The sequence below is a fragment of the Duganella alba genome (genome assembly GCF_009674495.1).
GTDB lineage: Bacteria > Pseudomonadota > Gammaproteobacteria > Burkholderiales > Burkholderiaceae_D > Rugamonas > Rugamonas alba.
The window spans coordinates 208,265-223,420 of the sequence record NZ_WKJN01000002.1 but is presented as its reverse complement, the minus strand read 5'-3'; the positions used below and the strand labels follow the sequence as shown (position 1 = coordinate 223,420).

Here is a 15,156-nt window from a genome sequence, read left to right as displayed (position 1 = left end):
TCCACTTTCACTCTAAGTCCGCCTAGCTCTTGCAAGTCAAGAGGTGGAACGCGCTGGACTAGCTGCGGCGATCAAACGAAATATCGGTCATTTGGGAAATCGCACTTGTGCGAGTTTGGCAGCAAAGCATATACTACTGTTTATTCATACAGTATTTTTAAGCAGCAAATCCAACATGATAGCCCCTCCTCTCCTCGCTTCGGACGAAGCCCAGCGCGCAGCTGAGGCGGCGCTGCGTCACGTATGGAGAGCAAGTGAGCTGAGTCGCAGTCGCACGCTATCTGCACCGACCGGGCACGCGCAATTGGATTCGGAGCTTCCAGATACAGGATGGCCCCAATCCACTTTGGTCGAACTCCTATTGCAGCAGGCCGGTATCGGCGAGATGCATCTATTGCGCCCGGCTTTAGCAGCTATTTCTAAACGACGGCGCGTCGCGCTCATTCAGCCGCCGTACTTTCCGAACTCAGCGGCGTGTAAATTCTTGGGACTGGAATGCCCTAATTTGCTGTGGGTGAAGGCACCAACCACGGCCGACGCCCTCTGGTCGACGGAGCAAATCCTGCGGAATGGCAGCTGTGGTGCGGTGCTGCTGTGGCAGACCAACACGCGTAGCGAAGCTCTTCGCAGGCTCAATCTCGCCGCGCAAACTACCGACACGACGTTTTGGCTATTGCGACCATTGAGCGCGGCTGCTGATGCTTCGCCAGCTTCTCTCAGGATTGCGCTGCGACCGGCGGCAGGCGGCATCTCGGTAGAAATCATCAAGCGCCGAGGGCCTCACCACGACGCACCGTTATTTATTCAGTTAGCCAGCATGCCGGCACGTCAACGATTCTTGGAAGAGCAAAATGCGGTACTGGTTCAGCGTTCACCTTCCACTGTTACCCCTCGAGTCCGTCAGGCCGCGCTGGTGTGAGCCCGGGCCTTTCGCAGTTGTGGAAAAAGGCAAGGTCATTTCGGTGTCGAGGGAAGCGTATGTAGCCGGTGTACGCGTCGGGATGCGGCCTGGCGGCGTATCGGCCGTGTCGCCGACAACGACCATCCTGGAGCGTGACTTGCAGCGCGAGGAAATCACGCTCAACTCCGTGGCGCTGGCTCTCTTGCAGTACACGCCGGAAGTCACGCACGCCGACGATTTCAGCATCCTTCTCGACGTCACTGCAAGCCTGCGCCTCTTCCGCGGTCGCGCTGCTATCGGACGTCAAATCCGCGCCAGCACGCAAGCGCTGGGGGTCACAGTGAGTCTCGGCGCCGCGCCCACCGCCGCCGGCGCTTGGTTGTTGGCACGCCTGCGGATCGCAAAGCGCCAGGTCCTCATTCGGCGCACGATCAAGATGGAATCGCTAGAGCGTCAGCTTGACAAGATGCCCTGTGAATATTTGCCGGCCGCAGCAGAACACCTCGAATGGCTCGCGGGCATTGGCGCCACCAACTTGGCGGCGCTGCGCCGACTTCCTCGCCAGGGCATCCAGCGGCGGATGAGCAAACGGGTACTCGACGAGCTGGACCGCGCTTTTGGCTTGGCGCCTGAGATGTTCAAGTGGATCGATATCCCTGAAACCTTCCGTGCTCGCATCGAAACCTTTGACCGCGTCGAGCATGCCGATGCTCTTCTTGATGGTGCCTCAGGCCTTCTGCAGCAGTTCGTCGGCTGGCTCGTAGCGCGGCAGCACGCGGTTAGCACATTTGCTTTCATGCTGGAACATGAGCGCGGTCGCGACGCCATACCGCCGACCGAAGTCGAGATTCGGTTGGGTGAGCCAAGCTGGCAGATCGGCCACATGACCCGCCTCCTGAAGGAGCGATTAGCGCGCGTGGAACTGGTGGCGCCTGTCATCGCAATGCGGCTCGAAGTCCGTCTGCTTGCGGAGATGGTGCCTCCGACCGATGACTTATTCCCCGAGCCCGGCGGAAGTCCCGCCGATTTCAAGAGATTGCTCGAACTGCTCAGCGCACGCCTGGGCAGCGAGAATGTCCTTATGCCGGTCGAAACACACGACCATCGTCCTGAGGCATGCAACGCTTGGGTGCCGGCAACCGAGAAGCTGGCCAAACCGATAGGCGCAGATGAATCCTTCGAGCGCCCGTTCTGGCTATTGGCTAAGCCGATCCCTTTGCTTCTCCGCGGAGAGCGACCGTTTTACGGCTCTCCGCTGCGGATGCTAAAAGGCCCTGAACGGATAGAGGCTGGCTGGTGGAATGACCAGCTGGCGGCGCGCGATTATTACATCGCGCAAGGTTCAGACTCAGCGTGTTACTGGGTTTATCTTGAACGGGGTGACAACGGGCGTTGGTATTTGCATGGGCTATTCTGATGACGATATCATTGCCCACACCGCCGGCCACGCTGCCGGACTATGCCGAGCTGCAGTGCGTCAGCCACTTCTCATTTTTGAGAGGTGCCTCACCGCCTGAGTTCTTAGTTCAGCGGGCAGCACAGCTCGGTTACAAAGCGCTGGCAATCGCTGATGAATGCTCGCTCGCCGGCGTGGTAAAAGCGCACGTCCAAGCAAAGGAAAGCGGTCTAAACCTAATTATCGGCAGTCAGATGCTGGTGACGCCGGAAGACGGATCGCCGGCCTTTACCGTGCTCATTTTGGCCATGAACCGAAACGGATATGGCAACTTAAGTGAACTCATCACAGTGGCAAGGACACGAGCGGCAAAGGGGACATACCTCGTCCGTCCCAAGGACCTGGCCGCGCCCGAAAAGGCCTTGGCTCACCTCAAAGGTCTTCCTGATTGCCAGCTAATTTTGTGTCCGAAATATCGAGCAGATTACGAAGAGCTCGAGCGCCAAGCCGAATGGCTGGTCCGATGCGCGCCTGGCCGTGCGCGGATATCCCTCACCCTGCACTACCGCGCGGAGGACGACCGGCACCGCGCTATGGTCGAGGCTATCGCCGGAGAGTTTAGCTTACCAGTAGTGGCCACCGGGGATGTCATGATGCACGTCCGGTCGATGAAAGTCGTTCAAGACACGATGACCGCGATCCGCCACAACACTCCGGTTGCGCAGTGTGGATACCTCCTAGCCTCAAATGCCGAAGGCCACCTGCGCTCGCGCCTTCGTTTGGGGAATCTTTACCCGCGCCAAGCGCTGGACGAAACAATTCGCGTCGCCTCGCAATGCACGTTTTCGCTTGATGAACTCAAGTATGAGTACCCTGGGGAGATTGTCCCGGAAGGCAGAACGGCGGCCGATTATTTGCGCGAGCAGGCGTACATTGGCGCCCACTGGCGTTACCCGCAGGCCATCCCGGACAATGTTCAGGCCCAGCTTGAATATGAGCTAGAGCTCATCGCTGAAATGGAATATGAGCCCTATTTCCTGACGGTGTTCGACATCGTTCGGTTTGCGCGCTCGCAAAAAATTCTCTGCCAGGGCCGCGGTTCCGCAGCGAACAGCGCTGTGTGCTATTGCCTCGGCATCACCGAGGTAGACCCGTCGCGCGGCACGCTGCTGTTTGAGCGCTTCATCTCAAAGGAGCGTGATGAGCCTCCCGATATCGATGTCGACTTCGAACATCAGCGACGCGAGGAAGTAATCCAGTACATTTATCGCAAGTATGGCCGAACCAGGGCCGCACTAACGGCGGTCGTCATCAGCTACAGGCCGCGCAGCATCGTGCGTGATGTCGGCCGCGCGCTCGGTGTCGATCTATCGGTTGTGGACAAGGTCGCGAAGGCGAGCCACGGATGGGGTGGCCAGTCCGATCTCGAGCAGCGGCTGCAGACTTGTGGCTTCGACCCAGCCTCCCCAGTGGCTGAGAAATGGGGCTATATCGCGGATCGGATGATGCGGTTTCCCCGCCACCTTTCGCAACACCCTGGCGGCTTCGTGATTTCGCGCGGCCCCCTATCCCGCTTGGTCCCGATTGAGAATGCGGCCATGCAGGAGCGTACCGTCATCCAGTGGGACAAAGACGATATCGATGCCATCGGCCTGTTGAAGATCGATGTCCTTGCCCTCGGCATGCTGTCCTGCATATCGCGCACGCTTGAACTGATTTCCCAGCAGCGCGGAGAGCGATTTGAACTGGGCGACATCCCCCACGAGGACGTCGCCACCTACGCCATGATTTCCAAGGCCGATACGGTTGGCGTTTTCCAAATCGAGTCCCGTGCGCAGATGTCGATGCTGCCGCGAATGCAGCCGCGGGAGTTCTATGACCTGGTAATCGAAGTGGCCATCATCCGGCCTGGGCCGATCCAGGGCGGGATGATCCATCCTTACTTGCGGCGCCGGCGCGGTGAAGAGCCCGTAACCTACCCCAGTAAGGAAATCGAAGCGGTTCTGAAACGGACACTGGGCATCCCGATTTTCCAAGAGCAGGTGATGAGCATCGCTATGACTGCCGCAGGCTTTACGCCAGGCGAGGCAGATCGGCTTCGCCGAGCGATGGCGGCCTGGAAGCGCAAAGGCGGATTGGAACAGTTCGAAGACCAGCTTATGAGCGGTATGGCCGCACGCGGCTATTCCACCGAGTTTGCCACGTCTATCGTCGGGCAAATTAGAGGGTTTGCCGAGTACGGTTTCCCTGAGTCCCATGCCCATTCCTTCGCGTTGCTCGCATACGCAAGCTCCTGGCTAAAGTGCCACCATCCAGCCGAGTTCCTGGCTGGGCTTTTGAACAGCCAACCGATGGGATTTTACAGTCGTTCTTCTTTAGTGCAGGATGCGCGCCGTCACAGCGTTGAGGTGCGGCCGGTTGATGTCTGCGCAAGCACCTGGGAAGCCGCGCTGGAGCCGTCTCCAAGAGGCCCGCTGGCCGTCCGATTGGGGCTAAACAGTATAAAAGGTATGGAGCGCGAAGCCGCCTGGCGTATCGAAGAGGCACGAGCCGCACGAGCTTTTGAGGGGGCGCGAGACCTCGCAATGCGCGCTGATCTTTCTGCCGCTCATATGAAGGCGCTCGCCTCGGCCAACGCACTGGCAAGCCTTTCCGGCAATCGCCGATCAGCGATGTGGAATGCCGCAGCAAGTGTTCCGGACAAGGGGCTGCTACGAGGCGCGGCCATCGACGAACCGCTCCTGGAATTGGCACCGCCGACTGAAGCAGAAGATATCGTAGCGGACTATCGTCATATCGGTCTTACGCTCGGGCGGCACCCGCTGGCCTTACTGCGGCCCCGTTTGTACAAGATGCGGTTCACGCCATCCTCGGTCCTCAACGATTTCCAGGATGGGCAGCTTGCGCGCGGGTGTGGCATCGTCACCGTCCGCCAGCGGCCGGAGACTGCCGGCGGAGTGGTATTCCTCACACTTGAAGACGAATTCGGAACCATCAACATCATCGTCTGGCCAAGCCTGGTCGAGAACCAGAGGCGTGAGTTGATGACGGCGCAGTTGCTTGGCGTATATGGCATCTGGCAATCGAAAAGCGGGGTGAGGAACTTGATAGCGAAGCGGCTGGTTGATTGCTCCCATCTCCTCGGTGAGCTTCCAACTCATTCGAGAAATTTCCATTGAAGTCGACTCAACCTCTACTTCAAAAAACCATCTCTTCAAATATTTGCCTACAGGGACGGACGCACAATACGAAATTGGTTGCGAAGCCTGCTGCGTTGCAGCAAAATAAGCTGTCTCCTCTAATTCCCTGTCTAGGTTCGCGAAATCCCCAGCAGGGATTGGAATTTTGCCCGCGGCATCGCGGGCTTTTTTTCGTCGCGCTGACTTTTTCAAATGACCAACTCTCCATCCGGTCGTCATGCAACGGACTAGTTTGCCCCACTCCTTCCAGTTAGGCCGGGCGAATCGAAGGCAATCCATTACTAGCTTAATTGCGGTCGCTATGCGCGTGTCACCACATAAGGGGAAGAGGAGTATTGGTATACCTATCAGGAAGGAGCGATTTTCGCCCCTCAACCTGGGAGATATTGAATGACCAAGACTTTTCTGATCGCCGCGGCCATAACCGCCACAACGCTTTCCGCCACCGCTGCCACGCCGACAAAGGCCGAGCCGCACATGCAGAAGGTATTGGACGCTCTGGCGTCTCTCGGCGGCAAGCCAATTGAAACTCTATCTCCTGAAGAAGCACGCAAGCAGCCCACGCCTGCCGACGCGGTGAAAAAGGTGCTGACCGATATGGGGAAGAGTACAGCCCCCGAACCTGGTGTCACGGTCAAAGATATGACGATCAAGGGCCCCAATGGCGACATTCCGATCCATGTCTACACGCCTGACGGCGCTGGACCATTCCCGGTCATGGTGTACTACCATGGGGGTGGATTCGTGATCGCCGACACCAAGACCTACGACGCATCGCCAAGAGCGCTAGCGAAGATGTCCAAGGCGATCATGGTGTCGGTCGACTACCATCGCGCGCCTGAGAACAAATTCCCGGCTGCTCCCAACGATGCATACGCCGCTTACGAGTGGACGCTGGCACATGCAGGCGAGATTAACGGCGATCCTAAGCGTGTAGCCGTCGGCGGTGAGAGTGCAGGTGGAAATCTGGCGACCGTCGTCTCCATGATGGCGCGCGACAAGAAGGCGCAGCTTCCGATCATGCAGTTGCTGGTCTACCCGGTCGTGAGCGACGACATGTCCACGCCATCGTACGTCCAGAACGCCGACGCGAAGCCGCTTAACAAACCAATGATGGCCTGGTTCTTCAAGCACTATGGCGCGGACCCGACCAGCCCATACGCGTTGCCATTGAAGGCGCCATCGCTCGCCGGCCTGCCGCCAGCTACCGTGATCGCGGCGGAAATTGATCCGCTGCTCTCGGAAGGTAAAGCATATGCGGACCGCTTAAAAAAAGAAGGCGTCGCGGTTTCCTATAAGGAGTATAAAGGCGTGGCGCACGAATTCTTCGGCATGGGCGCGGTCGTGCCGCGCGCCAAGGAAGCCGAGCAATTCGCTGCAGATGCGCTGAGCAAGGCTTTTAAGTCAAAATGATGAGTGGGTGCCGTCCTCAGCATTTTCGGGACGGCTTTCTCGTGCGGTTCAGTGCCTCGGCGTCGGAATAGCATCATCCTGATGTCGGGATGATTGCTCGGGATGCTTGTCAACTCGGCGCCGAAGCGGAATAACGAACCATAACGACAGTAACAACAGAAACGTAGTTATCGCACACGCACTGCTGAATAAAACAGAATCGCTGACTGTCAGAAACACGACATAAATATCCAGAGCGATACCGACGGCGAGTGGCAGCAGCGCTGACGTAATCAACTTGGACGACACGGATATGGTGGTTTCCGAGACTTGCCTTGGCTCGACTATCCGGTGCCAGGCGGCAGGCATCATCACCAAGCCCACAGCAATAACAACCGAAATGAGCGCCGCAAGGTGCAGCATTTGTGCGCTAGTACTAAGCTCAACAAAACGCTGATTGAACACGGCGATTGCCTGAAACCCAAACAACGCCTGTATTCCCGGCAGTACCATGCGCGCCTCCTCCAAGACGTTGCGCATCTGTTCTTTCAGTGTATTTTCCTGCGAGGCCTGATTCATAGCGATCACGATGCTTGTCGGCGACGCGATGTTGATCGGGAGCTTCTGCTTTTGCGCCTGGATGCTGACCTGCTCGGCGGCTTATGGGCGTGCTTTTTTGTCTCGCCGGCTGCGGCTCGCTGTTTGTTTACGATTCGTGAGGCAACCTCCTCCTCTCGCCCTTTATAACGTCCTTCTTTTTTGAACTTTCGTTCGATCTTTTTGTATTCGCGTTCTCGCTTCGGACTGGCACCTGTTGGCATGGCATTCTCCTGTTCAATGAATTTTCAGGATACTTTTTTGTGCATTTGCTGTATGCGAAATGCCGCACAGTCGGTGATTCAAAAACACAGAAAGATGAAACCTTCAACTCATGTGAAAGGAATAAAGATGGATAATCCCAACTCCTCCCGCCGCGCGTTGGTTGGAGCCGCGGCAACTGGTTTTCTTGGCGCCGCAATAGCTCCGGTCGGTGCGCAACAGAACACGAGCTCTGCGAGCGCTGCTATTCCGCTTGAAAATCCGGTCACAGCCTACCCGGCTCCGCCATTTCCCACCCAACAGCAACCATGGCCGGGCCTGACAAGCAAGATGAACCCACGCCCCGATCATGGAGAGACCAGCTACAAAGGCTCGGGGAGACTAAATGGACGCAAGGCGCTGCTGACCGGGGGCGATTCAGGCATTGGCCGCGCCGCAGCTATCGCCTATGCACGAGAAGGAGCGGACGTCGCTATCAATTATTTGCCAGCCGAGGAAGCTGATGCACGTGAGGTCGTGGCGCTGATACGCGCAGCTGGCCGCAAGGCGGTCGCCATTCCCGGCGATATCAAGGACGAGGCCTTTTGCAAAAAACTGGTGGCAGATGCGGCTCGCGAATTGGGCGGTCTGGATATCCTGGTTAACAACGCTGCGCGGCAGTTCTCGCGTGACTCCATTCTCGATATCACTACCGCGCAATTCGACGAAACCTTCAAAACTAACGTGTATGCGATGTTCTGGATCACCAAGGCCGCGGTGCCATTGCTCAAGCCTGGCGCTACCATCATCAATACCGCATCGGTCAATGCCTACAACCCAGGCGAAAACATCATCGACTACGCCGCAACCAAAGGCGCCATCATGATCTTCACCAAGGGCCTTGCAAAGCAGCTTGCGTCGAAGGGTATCCGCGTCAACGCGGTGGCGCCGGGGCCTTTCTGGACCCCCTTGCAGGTGACAGGCGGCCAGCCGCCGGACAAACTGCCAGAATTCGGTGCCGATACACCGATGAAGCGGCCAGGCCAACCGGCCGAGTTGGCGGCGGTGTATGTGCTGCTGGCGTCCAACGAGTCAAGCTATGCCACCGGCCAAGTGTACGCGGCCGTCGGCGGCAATGGTGGCCCATGACAGAACTTGATTGCCAAGTCCCATGGCGGCACTATCGATGTGGTATCGTCCGACACCGCAACTTCATTTATTTATCGAATGAAGAATGCAGGTTTTGTGGAACGGCGCTCACTGACGAGAGTGTAACGCTGCCAGAGGGATAGCCAGGAAATGATTTATGAAGGGACAGCCTTTGCCTGATTTGATCGAGCAGCTTCCCATGTTCTTCCTGCGAAATCAGGTTGACAGTGTGAGCTAACCAAACTAACTCTTGAATATCCGAAAGTTGTTGCGCAGCCTCGAACGACGACGGACTGATTTGCGTAACCAGAGATCGGAAATGCGAAGCGTTGAGTTCTGACAGACGTGGAGCGACAGCAGCCATTTAGATAGATCGATCTTACCGGTTTATTCTTAAACGAGTCGCCAGCAAGAAACACTCCTGTAGAACCACTCTCCCCTTACATGTCGTCTCGTCGTGTGCGGTCAACCATATCTAGGATCATCTCCAGCTTGGCCGGCTTGACCACATGGCTGTCAAATCCGCTGGCTATGGTGCGGTTTCGGGTAGCAGTATCATTCCATGCCGTGTAAGCGACCAACACCGCTCGGTCTAGGGCTCGTATTTGGCGCAGTGCAATTGCTACCGCGAAGCCGTCGACTACTGGCATACCCAAATCCAGCAGGACCACGTCGGGAACAAATTCAACGGCGCGATTAATACCTTCGCGTCCGCCGTACGCGGTGGCTGTAACATGACCGTGTAATCCCAGCAATTCGGCGGTTAGGTCCGCAGCGTCGCGATTGTCGTCGACAATCAAAACACGTTTGGGGGGATATTGAGATGCCATATTCATCCATTGTAAACAGCGATTAGCTGTCTAACACGGCGAAGGTAAGGCCGAAATTGATGTTACGGGCGGAAATGGGCCGTGACAAGATTTCCGGATTCTACTTCAAATTCACTTTAATTGCTCCTAATGCTTGCAAAAATTAGCTGTCCAGGACAGGCTTCACCCTTCTCCGGAAAACGCCAATCGTTCTTGCAAATAACAGTCCTCAATGCAACAATGCTTTGATTACACCTTTCTGATACGGCCATGCACGACAAAATAGCGGTAACGTTGCAGGAGCTTCTCGAGATAGCAAATCACGAGTTCTCGCGCCGTGACGACCACAAACAAGGGTCAACGGTTAGCGGTGTGCTTAAAGGTACAGGGACCTTTCGCTTGGAAATTACCTGGGGTTCAATTGTATTTGAATCTGATGATCTCAAAGTATTCGCACAATCGCTTTACGACCGATATCTCTTAAAACATTGAGCCGCTTTGCCTAGTAGCGATTTTTGTTGGGCCTGCCATGGGCAGGCCCCTAGATGTCGTTGCTTGCGACCTGCTATTACTTGCCCGGCTTCAGAATGACTTTAGTCCAACCCTTTTTGCGAGCATCAAAATTCTCGTAGGCCTCCGGTGCCTGCTCCAATGAGAGTTCGTGTGACACGATCATGGACGGTTTCGCCTTACCTACGTGGATGAGATTCGAGAGCATCCGGTTGTAGGCCTTCACGTTTGCTTGCCCGGTGCCGATCCTCTGCCCCTTAAACCAAAACTGGCCAAAGTCGAATGCCAGTTTGCCTTCCTTAGCCAGGTCGTCTTGAGCGCCCGGGTCCTTAGGAAGGAAAACTCCAACTGTGCCAATGGTGCCCGTCGCCTTCACCGTCTGAACCAGATTGTTCATCGTCAAGTTCGGCACTTCTTTACCGTGGCGGTCGCAACACTGGTAGCCCACACATTCGCAACCGCAATCGGCCCCCTGGCCCTTTGTCAGTTCTAGCACGCGCTCAACGCCGTCGCCTTCGGTGTCATCAATGGGCGTCGCACCGATCTTCTCAGCGAGCTGCAGACGATCTTTGTGGCTATCGACAACGAACACTTGGCTGGCACCTTTAATGAATGCAGAGGTCGCGGCCATCAGGCCAACAGGGCCTGCGCCATAGATGACCACGGTCTGGCCAGGCTTCACGCCGGCCAGCTCGGTCGCGTGGTAGCCGGTGGGGAAAATGTCCGAGAGCATGACATAGTCGTTTTCTTTCTCCTTCGCGTCCTCAGGCAGCACCAAGCAATTGTAGTCGCCGTAAGGAACGCGCAGTAGTTCCGCCTGTCCACCACTGTAAGGGCCCATGCCAGCAAAGCCGTAGGCGCCGCCTGCGGTGCCTGGATTTACGGTCAGGCAAAAGCCCGACAAGCCGCGTTCGCAGTTTGCGCAAAAACCGCATCCGATGTTGAATGGCAAGCAGACGATATCGCCCACTTTGATGCGATCTACGGCCTTACCTACTGCAATGACCTCGCCTAGATTTTCGTGACCGAGGATTCGGCCGCTCTCCATATCAGTACGACCTTCATACATGTGCAGGTCCGAGCCACAGATGTTTGTGGTGGTAATGCGAACTAGGACGTCCGTTTCCTTCTCAATTTTTGCATCGGGCATTTCCTTGACCTGCACGTCGCGCGGGCCGTTGTAAACGAGGGCTTTCATGTGCTTTCCTTTGGAGAGGTTGTAGACGTAGGCCAGTACCTGAACTGACTTAGAGCGCTGCAAGAAGCGGCGAGCTGCCACTATGTACTGACGTCCAGGCATCCTCTGTACGACGACTAACTTAGTCAGCCGCGCCTTCGAGAAATTACGAAGGACGAACCTCGCCTATCCCGAGCGTATCGCCATTCCTACCGACTTTTTTCAACTGTTGTGTACTGGGATAACTGGCACGTAAGGTGATGCCAGAGCTAACGGTGACAATGAAATGAGCTGAGGCATTGGTCAGCCGCTAACAAAGTCTTGCCGCGGCGAATATTTGTCTTGACGGTACCTACGGGCATACCTACCAGAGCCGAAATTTCAAGGTGAGACAATTCGGAAAAATAATGGAGACTCAATACCTGGCGGTACCGAGCAGGTAGTAATAGCAGCGCCGCCGTGATTGAACTCTTCAGCGCCGAACTAGCGTGTAAAGCTTCCGGGCCCGGACTATGATCCGGAGCTAAATCCAGCTCACATGTGGAATCCGGCGAATTCTCGTGAGGCTTCTCAGAGCGCAGGTAATCAATCGAACGGCTGCGGCACAGCATTGATAGCCACGTGCGAAAAGCGCTCAGATGCGGATCGTAATTTTCGCTGTTCTGCCAAGCGTATGTGAATACGTCTTGCACAATTTCTTCGGCCGCGTGGCTCGATCTCGTGATACGAAGAGCTTGAGCCAATAATGATCGCCGCGTCGATTGATATAAGACCTGGGCCGGCATGCTGCAGATGGTACTCTGCAATGCTTTAAAGGTTGAATCCGACTGCGGGTGTTGGCGTCGAATTTCGATCTGAGCGCTATCCATGGTGTCTTCTCGTTATTTTTTTGGGAAAATGGAGCTGGAGAATTGATTGTTTCAATGACGATGCTACTGCGGTGGACGGAGGGTACTGTGTCACGTTTTTTACGGAGGGTACGTTGACCCACAATGAACGTGAAACAGACCGCGGCACGACGTTATTTAGCAACTGAAGCAATGGCATCACCACACGGTCTCGGCTTCCGGAACAACTGATGTGGGTGAAAATTCACTGTGGACCTGCCATCGTCCAAAAGTCGGCGCAAGACGGGGCGGTTCATATGGTAAATTGGTCCGAATCACAGCGAGTTAGGATCACAAATGTGCGTCAACTACATAACCGTCAGCCGTCAAATGGCCTTCGATTGGTTTCGCACACCGATGGAACTGGGCGAAGACTGGCGCGAGGAAATCTACCGCGACTACCAAGCGCCGTTCATCGTTCATGATGAGCAAGGGCGCCGCGTGCTAAAACTCGGCAGTTACGGGTTCGTCCCCCAACGCCACCGGCCGTTCCAGCGGTTGACGAAGGAGGAGCAGGCAAAAGTCGACCTGGCGGTTGCTGCCGGAAAAAAAGCGCCGAAGCTCAAACGCATCACGATGGAAACTATGAACGCACGTGCTGAAGAAGTCGGCTCCAAGGTGAACTACAAACGATTTTGGCTTTCCCAGCAGTTGTGTATTGTGCCGGCACAGAAAGTATTCGAACCGAACTGGGAAACCGGTATCCATGAACGCTGGGCCTTGGGGCTCGCCGGCGAAGGACCATTCGGACTACCCGGGATGTGGCGCACGTGGGAAGAAGAGGACGGCACCATATCAAACGCTTTCACGCACTTCACGCTTAATGCGGACGAGCATCCGCTGCTGCGCCGGTTCCATCGGCCGAACGAAGAGAAGCGTGCCGTCGCGATCCTGAGACCAGAGCACTATGACGACTGGCTAAGCTCGAAAAATCCAGAGTTTGCCAGGGCATTGATTGAGCTGTGGCGCCCAGAAGAGTTGAACGCCTATCCCGCACCGAAAACCAACTTGCCCCAGAAGGCACAACCAGAAACGCAGCCAGAGAAAACTTTGATCCTGACATCGCCAATGCAGGCGGACCTGTTCTAGCGACCCTCGCGCGAGCGGAATTATAGGCATCGAAATTCAATGCCTACTCTCGATTTGATGCTGCGCCTGGCGGAATGGAATGAGATACGGCAGAAGGGACTGAGACGTTTCGCAGCGATTCCGCTGCGCCGGCCCCCGTCTTTCCACCAGCGAAAAATCCATCGACACGCTAACCGAGCGTAAGTGACTGGTGCGCCAGCGGATGGAGTCCAGCCAATTCTGGATGCTTCCGAAGCAATCGATCAGGCCAGGCGAGCATCAAATAACCTTCTCGAACCAAATTCATTTCTGGTCGAGCCAGGCAGAACCGGAGGCCATACAACTCGAGACGATCCTTAATGAACATAACCCTGGAGAAGTCGTAGTCTTCACCGGTGTCAAGCTTGTCGCTAATTTCTTGCAAGATGTCTTCGACAGTTTGGCCAACTTCTGCGACACGCAGACCTAAAATCGCACGGCGCAGACGATTTGACTCAAATGCGGACGGCGAATTACCCGGCGAATGGAAGTAGCTAGCGAAAGGTTCCGCGGCCTCGGAGATCACTGCGGATTTTCCGCCTTGGATGAGAGTAAATTTAGGAGTTTTGGCAGGATTTTTCATGAGTTTGCTGACCATTTCTGAGAAAATTCGGATACCCGGTTTCAAAAGGCCAGCACAACGCCGGCCTTTACCGGCTCCAATAATTTGATCAGACCTGGCTGCGAGCTAGCTCATGGGCAGCTCTTTCAGCTCATCATTGGCTTCAACGAAGCCCCAGAACAAAAGTTCACGATGCCACAATATATTATTTCCACCGGGAAAGCAAGATGTCGCATCGCTGTCACCGAGGTGGCTGGCGACTCAGCGACAGTAGCTCTTCCAGCGACTCGATTTACCGACGCATCTCCTCGACTGAAACAGCGGGTTGGTCAGCTCTCGTCAGCATGCCCGCCAAGCTTGAAACGGGCTTCTTTACACGCACGACGAAACGACCATCATCAAGCTGAGAGAAAGTTAGGTGAGCACCAGCGACCAGACCTAGCTGAAGCCGGAGCTTTTTGGGTAACGTAATTCGTCCTCCCGAACCGACAGTCACTGTCGTCATCATGGATGCCTCCGAAGATTGATGTAAGTTCCGATATCCGTTTTTCAATTCGACTTGAGGCTACCACGAGCCAACACCAACGTACAATAAGCAAATCGCGGCGCGGCAAAGATCGCGAAGCGCGGCCAGCATTTTCATCAAGTCATCCAGAAAAACATCCGCCTATCCCACTCCAGAGCTTGTTTGATCGATTCAGCCAGCGCACATCAGCACACGTTCCCCGGGGAATATCGCCGGCTAAGAACCGGAGAGAGGGCGCGAAAAGGGATTTCGGACAAACGCGGGTTAAGCAGCTGAATATTTGAATCAATGCAGCTACGCATCAACATAAGTCCCCGCTGCCCTTGCTTACGGGCTTTTCTTATACCGACACCGTTGCCTCTTCGAAATTGAACTGCACTCGATACGTTACCAGACGCAGCCCTGGAATGGCCTTTGCCGCCCAACGCACGGGTTGCGGAAAGCCGCTGGCGACCAGAATCGCACGCGGCGCCGTGCCTTCTTTCTCGCTGTACCAGCCGACGTAACGAGCAACCTGACCAATCGACGAATCCTTAACCTCCCACGCCAAGAAAGTTGAGAGCCAGAGCAATGACGTCTATGTCCGCAGCTCAGTTCCACTCTTCCAGTTGAGTAGCTCCATCAGTCGACCTGGCTCAGTCCAAGCCCAACCAGGGCGCCCGGGGCGCCACACCTCCAAGCTGCGCGCTTCGCCTGCACAACAATTTTTGAGGCGCAAAGTTGAGCAACCAAATTGGCAAGC

Annotated in this window: 12 protein-coding genes; 6 read left to right on the top strand and 6 right to left on the bottom strand. The window is 55.8% G+C overall.

Features of this window, described 5'->3' with window-relative positions; genetic code table 11:
* The first annotated feature begins 43 nt into the window (after nt 1–43).
* From imuA to GJ695_RS02805, 4 genes are all read left to right on the top strand, one after another.
* A complete protein-coding gene (gene imuA / locus GJ695_RS02820; RefSeq protein WP_371866474.1) occupies nt 44–919 on the top strand; it encodes a translesion DNA synthesis-associated protein ImuA in 876 nt (291 codons plus the stop codon).
* Nucleotides 852–2,318, top strand: a complete 1,467-nt coding sequence (locus GJ695_RS02815) for a Y-family DNA polymerase (protein WP_154362099.1) — start codon at nt 852–854, stop codon at nt 2,316–2,318. Before imuA ends, GJ695_RS02815 begins: the two co-directional genes overlap by 68 nt.
* Complete coding sequence (locus GJ695_RS02810) at nt 2,318–5,476, top strand: error-prone DNA polymerase (RefSeq protein ID WP_154362098.1); 3,159 nt, start codon at nt 2,318–2,320, stop codon at nt 5,474–5,476. Before GJ695_RS02815 ends, GJ695_RS02810 begins: the two co-directional genes overlap by 1 nt.
* A 411-nt stretch (nt 5,477–5,887) precedes the next feature.
* Complete coding sequence (locus tag GJ695_RS02805) at nt 5,888–6,910, top strand: alpha/beta hydrolase (RefSeq protein ID WP_208023363.1); 1,023 nt, start codon at nt 5,888–5,890, stop codon at nt 6,908–6,910.
* Nucleotides 6,911–6,958: 48 nt separating this feature from the next.
* Here GJ695_RS02805 and GJ695_RS02800 read toward each other — a convergent pair whose 3' ends face one another.
* A complete protein-coding gene (locus tag GJ695_RS02800; protein WP_208023364.1) occupies nt 6,959–7,468 on the bottom strand; it encodes a DUF6328 family protein in 510 nt (169 codons plus the stop codon).
* A gap of 363 nt (nt 7,469–7,831) precedes the next feature.
* Here GJ695_RS02800 and GJ695_RS02795 point away from each other — a divergent pair, with 363 nt between their 5' ends.
* Nucleotides 7,832–8,836 carry an SDR family oxidoreductase gene (locus GJ695_RS02795; protein ID WP_371866478.1) on the top strand — a complete coding sequence of 335 codons (1,005 nt, stop codon included), beginning with the start codon at nt 7,832–7,834 and terminating at the stop codon, nt 8,834–8,836.
* Nucleotides 8,837–9,276: 440 nt separating this feature from the next.
* Here GJ695_RS02795 and GJ695_RS02790 read toward each other — a convergent pair whose 3' ends face one another.
* The 3 genes from GJ695_RS02790 to GJ695_RS02780 form a co-directional block, all read right to left on the bottom strand.
* Nucleotides 9,277–9,666: a response regulator gene (locus GJ695_RS02790; RefSeq protein ID WP_154362096.1), complete on the bottom strand. Its 390-nt coding sequence runs from the start codon at nt 9,664–9,666 to the stop codon at nt 9,277–9,279.
* Between the two features lie 547 nt (nt 9,667–10,213).
* Nucleotides 10,214–11,353: a glutathione-independent formaldehyde dehydrogenase gene (locus tag GJ695_RS02785; protein ID WP_154362095.1), complete on the bottom strand. Its 1,140-nt coding sequence runs from the start codon at nt 11,351–11,353 to the stop codon at nt 10,214–10,216.
* A gap of 248 nt (nt 11,354–11,601) precedes the next feature.
* Nucleotides 11,602–12,201, bottom strand: a complete 600-nt coding sequence (locus tag GJ695_RS02780; protein ID WP_154362094.1) for an RNA polymerase sigma factor — start codon at nt 12,199–12,201, stop codon at nt 11,602–11,604.
* Nucleotides 12,202–12,516: 315 nt separating this feature from the next.
* On the opposite strand from GJ695_RS02780, the gene GJ695_RS02775 reads away from it, so the two are divergent.
* A complete protein-coding gene (locus tag GJ695_RS02775) occupies nt 12,517–13,308 on the top strand; it encodes an SOS response-associated peptidase family protein (protein WP_154362093.1) in 792 nt (263 codons plus the stop codon).
* 169 nt (nt 13,309–13,477) lie between these two features.
* On the opposite strand, the gene GJ695_RS02770 is transcribed toward GJ695_RS02775, so the two are convergent.
* Together GJ695_RS02770 and GJ695_RS30605 are read right to left on the bottom strand one after the other, a co-directional pair.
* The gene (locus GJ695_RS02770) at nt 13,478–13,909 is read right to left on the bottom strand and encodes a hypothetical protein (protein ID WP_154362092.1); all 432 of its coding nucleotides are present in this window, start codon (nt 13,907–13,909) and stop codon (nt 13,478–13,480) included.
* 271 nt (nt 13,910–14,180) lie between these two features.
* Nucleotides 14,181–14,393, bottom strand: a complete 213-nt coding sequence (locus GJ695_RS30605; RefSeq protein ID WP_371866477.1) for an AbrB/MazE/SpoVT family DNA-binding domain-containing protein — start codon at nt 14,391–14,393, stop codon at nt 14,181–14,183.
* Nucleotides 14,394–15,156 lie beyond the last annotated feature (763 nt).

What these genes read in the sequence shown, in the direction of transcription:
- GJ695_RS02790 (WP_154362096.1), bottom strand. Translation starts at nt 9,666, where the DNA reads ATGGCATCTCAATATCCCCCCAAACGTGTTTTGATTGTCGACGACAAT.
- GJ695_RS02810 (WP_154362098.1), top strand. Translation starts at nt 2,318, where the DNA reads ATGACGATATCATTGCCCACACCGCCGGCCACGCTGCCGGACTATGCC.
- GJ695_RS02775 (WP_154362093.1), top strand. Translation starts at nt 12,517, where the DNA reads ATGTGCGTCAACTACATAACCGTCAGCCGTCAAATGGCCTTCGATTGG.
- GJ695_RS02815 (WP_154362099.1), top strand. Translation starts at nt 852, where the DNA reads ATGCGGTACTGGTTCAGCGTTCACCTTCCACTGTTACCCCTCGAGTCC.
- GJ695_RS02780 (WP_154362094.1), bottom strand. Translation starts at nt 12,201, where the DNA reads ATGGATAGCGCTCAGATCGAAATTCGACGCCAACACCCGCAGTCGGAT.
- GJ695_RS02800 (WP_208023364.1), bottom strand. Translation starts at nt 7,468, where the DNA reads ATGAATCAGGCCTCGCAGGAAAATACACTGAAAGAACAGATGCGCAAC.
- GJ695_RS02785 (WP_154362095.1), bottom strand. Translation starts at nt 11,353, where the DNA reads ATGAAAGCCCTCGTTTACAACGGCCCGCGCGACGTGCAGGTCAAGGAA.
- GJ695_RS02770 (WP_154362092.1), bottom strand. Translation starts at nt 13,909, where the DNA reads ATGAAAAATCCTGCCAAAACTCCTAAATTTACTCTCATCCAAGGCGGA.
- GJ695_RS02805 (WP_208023363.1), top strand. Translation starts at nt 5,888, where the DNA reads ATGACCAAGACTTTTCTGATCGCCGCGGCCATAACCGCCACAACGCTT.
- GJ695_RS30605 (WP_371866477.1), bottom strand. Translation starts at nt 14,393, where the DNA reads ATGACGACAGTGACTGTCGGTTCGGGAGGACGAATTACGTTACCCAAA.